This window comes from uncultured Psychrobacillus sp. (assembly GCF_938022135.1).
GTDB lineage: Bacteria > Bacillota > Bacilli > Bacillales_A > Planococcaceae > Psychrobacillus.
Genome location: NZ_CALIED010000060.1, coordinates 1 through 3,421, shown reverse-complemented (window position 1 = coordinate 3,421; position 3,421 = coordinate 1). Strand labels below are relative to the sequence as shown.

3 protein-coding genes are annotated in these 3,421 nt (G+C 38.6%); 2 read left to right on the top strand and 1 reads right to left on the bottom strand.

Annotated features, from left to right (window positions below; translation table 11 throughout):
- On the top strand, positions 1-704 hold a 704-nt coding region (locus tag Q0371_RS11875), incomplete at its 5' end, for an N-6 DNA methylase (protein WP_298471337.1).
- Positions 701-1,879, top strand: coding sequence for a restriction endonuclease subunit S (locus tag Q0371_RS11870; protein WP_298471334.1), 1,179 nt, complete (start codon positions 701-703; stop codon positions 1,877-1,879). The genes Q0371_RS11875 and Q0371_RS11870, both read left to right, overlap by 4 nt.
- A gap of 136 nt (positions 1,880-2,015) precedes the next feature.
- Here Q0371_RS11870 and Q0371_RS11865 read toward each other — a convergent pair whose 3' ends face one another.
- The gene (locus Q0371_RS11865; RefSeq protein WP_023921410.1) at positions 2,016-3,308 is read right to left on the bottom strand and encodes an IS110 family transposase; all 1,293 of its coding nucleotides are present in this window, start codon (positions 3,306-3,308) and stop codon (positions 2,016-2,018) included.
- Between the last annotated feature and the right edge of the window lie 113 nt (positions 3,309-3,421).

Genomic DNA, 3,421 nt, shown 5'->3' with positions numbered 1-3,421 from the left:
CTTACTTATTTGATGCGGTCGTCATGAACCCGCCCTACTCGGCACACTGGGATAACAGTGATAAACGCTTGTCTGATCCCCGTTTCCGCGACTATGGCGTCTTACCACCTAAATCTAAAGCCGACTTTGCCTTTCTGCTACACGGCTTTTATCATTTGCAGGAACACGGGACTATGGGCATTGTCTTACCCCATGGCGTGCTATTTCGGGGGGCTAAGGAGGGCAAAATCCGGCAAAAACTATTAATGGATAACCGGATTGATGCCATTATTGGGCTACCTGCCAATATTTTTCATTCCACTGGTATTCCAACGTTAATCATGATTTTAAAGAAACACAAAACCACTGACGACGTCTTGTTTATTGATGCGTCCCGGGAATTTGAAAAGGACAAGAATCAAAATAAGCTAACGGCAGCGAATATTCAAAAAATTGTGACCACTTATCAAAACCGGCAAGATGTTGATAAATATGCTCATGTGGCCTCACCGGCGGAAATCAAGGAAAATGATTATAATTTAAATATTCCGCGCTACGTTGATACGTTTGAACCGGAACCCGAGATTGATCTGAACCAAGTTAAAGCTGATCTGAAGCAACTGGACGAGGAAATCAGTCAGAATGAGCAAGCCTTTAATGAATTAGCTAGCCAGTTAGTGACCACCCAGGTTAATGACCAGTCAAAACCGGAGGCCCACAAATGAAAGATCAACAAGCTAGTTACCCGCAGTTAAGATTTAAAGGGTTTACTGATCCTTGGGAAGAGCGTAAGTTATCTAGCATCTCAGAGCGTGTTACTAGAAAAAACAAAAATAATGAGTCGACTCTTCCGCTAACAATATCTGCACAAGATGGTTTGGTAGATCAAAATGATTTTTTCAATAAGCAAGTAGCGAGTCGTGATGTTACTGGATATTTTTTAGTTAAAAATGGTGAGTTTGCATATAATAAAAGTTATTCAAATGGATATCCATGGGGCGCTATTAAGCGTTTAGATAAGTATGATATGGGCGTTCTATCGACACTTTATATAGTCTTTAGACCTACGAAAATCAATTCTCAGTTTCTAGTTTCATATTACGATACCACTAGATGGTACCGGGAGGTTTCTAAGAATGCGGCAGAAGGGGCTCGTAATCATGGGTTACTAAATATTGCACCTACTGATTTTTTTAATACTCTACTAGTTGTTCCTAAGATAGTAGATGAACAACAAAAAATCGGCGAGTATTTCTCTAATCTCGACCACCTCATCACTCTTCACCATCGTAAGTACATGAAATATGCTGATTTATCAGTTTTCGATTGGGAACAGCGTAAGTTGTCCGAACTTTCTGAAAAGACTTTCGGAGGAGGTACACCAAAAACGTCAAATGAGTCTTTTTGGAAAGGAAATATACCATGGATTCAATCATCTGATTTGATAGAGGGTAGTTTGTTCGATATTGAACCAAGAAAGTACATTTCACAAGAGGCGGTTGATAAATCAGCGACCAAATTAGTTCCAGAAAATTCAGTAGCAATCGTTACTCGTGTGGGTGTAGGAAAGCTTGCATTTATGCCATTTTCCTATGCTACAAGTCAAGATTTCTTGTCTTTAAGTGTGTTGAAAACAGAACCACAATTTACGGTGTATGCTTTGTATAAAAAATTGCAATCAGAGCTTAATGCAGTGCAGGGAACTTCAATAAAGGGCGTAACAAAAAATGAACTTCTTGCTAAAGAAATTATGATTCCATGTTATGAAGAACAGGAGAAAATTGGCAGTTATTTGCATTCCCTTGACCACCTTATCACTCTTCACCATCGGAAGCAAAATTACGTGTTAAATACCCTAATATATGCCAAAACCACGCTATTTATTACAAAGACCAGCTAGTTATAGTCAATACCTAAAAGACAAAAAATAGATATTTTTCTTTTATGTTTTGAAACCTAAAAATGAGTAACTTTAACAAACGTAAATCACTTGGATTTTCGTCAAGAAGCTCCTATGGTTTTATATAGCTGCATCTTTATGCAGCTGCTAAAGCAGGTCTTTGATACTGCTTACAGTGTTCTTCTGGTGACCGAAGCTCAAATGCCTTTTCATCACGAAGAACAGCAAATACGATGTTGCAGACTTTATGCATTACAGCACCGATTGCAACCATCTTAGGCTTTTGTCCAGACTTTAATTCGTAATACTTACGGAGGTATGGATTGATGCCCTCTCCATTACGTTTTGTACGAATGGAGGCGAGTGCTACTGCAAAGATAGCACGGCGCGCGATTCTGGAGCCACGTTTGCTCATATGTAACTGAGTGCCAACGAATTTTCCAGATTCATTTACTTCAGGATCTAATCCGAAGTAAGCAAAAAGTTGTTTTGGATTACGGAATGCTGAGAAATCACCTATTTCGCACATGATTGTTACAGCAGTCAGAAAGCCAACACCTGGGATTGTATTTAAAAGTTTAATCTGCTGAATAAACTTCTCGTTTTTATTAAATGTAATCAGCTGCCTAATACGATTCAGTATGGAATCCAAAGCAGAATCAAGCTTTTCAACAAGGTCCAAAGTTAAAAAGATATTGAAGTAGATACTGTCTATTTGACATCCAAATGTCTTTGCAGCATTAGCTGCAGCACAGAGTTTCTCATATCTTTCAGAAGCTTTGGCAAGACCTTTTCGTGAAGCTTTTGATATTTTTTCAATCATGGTCTTCTTATGACCACGAAGTATCTTGTCTGGAGTACCGTACTGGCGAAGAATCATTGTTGAGGTCTTGCCGGTAACATCACAGAAAACGTCAAGATACTGAGGAAACACGGTATGCAGGTCTCCTTTAAGTTTATTGATATGAGCAGAACGCTCATCAGTTAAATCGTAATACTTACGGGTAAGGCTACGCAGTTCAAGAACCAGCTTTGCTGGGAACTGGGAAACAGGAATATCTTTTGATAATCCTAGTTTGGCAATACCTTTAGAATCGATTTTATCATTTTTTACTTTTCTGATATTTCCATTCTTAGTAGAATGTGTAATAATAGGATTGATTATGGACGCGTTAAAACCACAATCAACAAGATAGCAGAAGAGCGGGAAATGATAAATCCCAGTGGATTCTAGAAAGGTGCGACTTTCTAAGGAATACAGCTCTTCTGCTTTTTTAATTTCAGAAACAGCTCGTTCCAAAGAATCCTTATTATTGTGAGTAATCTTGAAAGGTTTCAAGATCACTGTTTCGTCTGGCGCAAGAATTGTCATAAAGCTAAAAGCTGAACCGACATCAATGCCGACGGAAATATAGTTTTTGTTATGCATTATATGCTCCTTCCGATAGGGTTCCATAAAAAACAATGAATACACTACCTGGCGCGTTATACGGGTATAGCTTAATTGCTCCCAACCAGCCTAAAACATAAATTTTCATTGAT

Coding starts and splice junctions, on each gene's coding strand:
- Q0371_RS11870 (WP_298471334.1), top strand. CDS start 701: ATGAAAGATCAACAAGCTAGTTACCCGCAGTTAAGATTTAAAGGGTTT.
- Q0371_RS11865 (WP_023921410.1), bottom strand. CDS start 3,308: ATGCATAACAAAAACTATATTTCCGTCGGCATTGATGTCGGTTCAGCT.